Consider the following 2,370-nt stretch of genomic DNA (forward strand, 5'->3'; position numbering starts at 1 on the left):
GGACGGGGCCGTGCCGGACGGGGCCGACGCGGTGTCGCCCGCCGGCTGCGCGGGCAGCGACCCGGTGGGGCCCGGCGCCGGGCCGGCCAGCGCCTGTTCGACCAGCGCTCGCTCGACCAGCGCTCGCTCGACCAGCGGTGCGGCCTGTTCGCCCAGGTGGCGGCCGAGCGTCTGGTAGGCGTCGAACTGCTGGTGGTCGAACCACTGGTCGCTGGTGCGGTCGTTGGGGAACGCCCGGTTCGCCATCGCGTAGGCGTGCAGCTCGTACGGCATGTCCGGGGTCAGCACCGACTGGAGGACGATCAGCCGGCCGTGCCGGACGGCCCCGGGCCCCTCGCCCAGGTCCGGGTAGCGGATGTCCCCGGTGACCACCGACCGGGCCGAGAGCCGGTCGGACAGTTGTGCCGCGAGCCCGCGCAACAGCGGTGGCCGACGGCTTGCGTGGCCGTCCACGCCGTCGTCCGGGGCGCCGCCCTCGACGGGCTGGTCGGCGGCGGTGCCCGGGATCAGCAGCTCCGGCTCGTGCAGGGTGATGACGATGCCCAGCTCCTCGTGGGCCAGCGTGATCGCGGCGGCCAGCTTGGCGGCGTAACCCGCGTCGCCGCTGGCGTCGATGCAGACCGCCGTGCGCACCCGGTGCCGCAGCAGCTCGACGAGCCCGAGGTTCTCGTAGTGCCCGCCGTCGGTGGTGAGCAGGAAGCGGTCGTCGGCCGGGAACCGCCCGATCAGTTCCCGCAGTTGGTACGGGAGGCGGCGGACGGCGGGCTGCGCGGGACGGCGCCAGTCCGGTGGACCGGACCAGTCCGGGCCGAGTACCGCCGGGTTGGGCAGCCACGTCCCGAGGCGGGCGTTGGTCACCGCGAACAGCCGCTGGTAGACGCGGGATTCCCGCCCCATCGCGGAGGAGAAGGCGGCGCCGGAGACGGCCATCGCCGACTGCACGGTGAGGTCCCTGGCGATGTGCGGACGGGTGCGCCGCTCCAGCAGGTCGGTGCGCGCGTAGCCGATGTCCGGACCGCCCACGTAGTCGTACGAGAGCGAGTAGGAGACCGCCGGACGGCCCGGTGGTGTACGGGAGTTGCCCGACAGGTTGGCCGCCGCCGAGAAGATCACCTGCGGGAAGTCGGGGTGCCGGGCGCCGTAGTGGCTCAGCCAGGTCTGCTCCCGGAAGAAGTGGTACGGGCGGGCCAGCGACCGACCGCCCTCGGTGGACCGCCGGACCGCGAACGCGGAGGCCAGCCGCAGCCGGTAGAACGGGTGCAGGCTCATCCAGGTCTGATCGAGGTTCAGCCCGACCGCGCCGAGCACCAGCGGCAGCAGCACCTGGACGGCGGTCGGCCAGGCGTACCCGGTGGCGACCGCCCAGCCGAGGGCCAGCAGCGCACCGGCCGTCAGCACGAGGAGGGCGGCCCACACCACGAGGGTCTGGGGGATGCCGGCGGCGCGGCCACCGCGGCCTCCCGCGACACGGCCTGCCGCGCCCGCTGCGGCGCCCCGGCCGGGTGTCCGGCGGTCGCGCCGGAGTATGCCGAGCAGCAGCGCCAGGTAGCTGAGCGCCACAGTCAGGCCGAGCCCCGCGCCGGTCAGCTGCGGCCCTGCCGCCAGCGCCTGCTGGAGCCGCACGGCGGCCCAGGCCAGCCCCGGCACCGCCAGGACTCCGGCTGTCAGCAGGGCGGCCAGCCCGAGCAGGCCGAGATTGGCCCGGCGCAGCACGCGCGGCAGCAGCGACTGCCAGCCGAGCGACGGGAAGGCCAGCAGCCAGAGCAGCCAGCACCCGGCGGCCGCGGCCAGCAGTACACCGAGGGTGGCGAGCGCCGGTGCCCGGAACTCCAACGGCGCCGGTATGGCATCGGTGTGGCGCAGCCCGGCCGCCGCCAGGCGGCTCAGGTCGGTGAGTGGCACGGCCTGGTAGAAGCGGCTGAGCCCGAGGCCGAGCGCCAGGACGGCGGCCAGCAGCAGGGTGAGGGCGGACAGCACGCCGCGCAGCAGCGTCCCGAGTGCGACCAGCCACTCGCCCGCTCCGTCGGCGACGTACTTGCCGTGCCGGCGGAGGTGGTCCTCCTCCGGGGAGCCGGGCTCCATCACGGTGTCGGCGGTCAGGCCCGAGACGGCGCGCACCGGGCTGCCGGGCGCCGAGTCGCTGAGCGCGAGCTGGAGCGCGCCGACGGTGTAGCCGCCGCCCGAGACGGAGACCAGGTAGCGGGCCCGTTTCAGCCAGGGGCGCAGCGACTGGAGTGCACCGAGGGTGACGCAGGCCGAGCGGATGCCGCCGCCGGAGGCGCAGAAGCCGAGTTCGGCGGGCTCGCGGCCGGGCGGCACCCGGGCGGCGTCGCGCCAGTGGGCGTGCCGGACCGGGGCATCGCGGCCGCC

The 2,370-nt window shown here is 75.7% G+C and carries 1 protein-coding gene; it reads right to left on the reverse strand.

Annotation, left to right across the window (positions count from 1 at the left end):
- On the reverse strand, positions 1-2,370 hold a 2,370-nt coding region (locus KS423_RS43605; protein ID WP_224285231.1), incomplete at both ends, for a hypothetical protein.

This window comes from Streptomyces sp. LS1784, assembly GCF_020103755.1.
Classification (GTDB): domain Bacteria; phylum Actinomycetota; class Actinomycetes; order Streptomycetales; family Streptomycetaceae; genus Kitasatospora.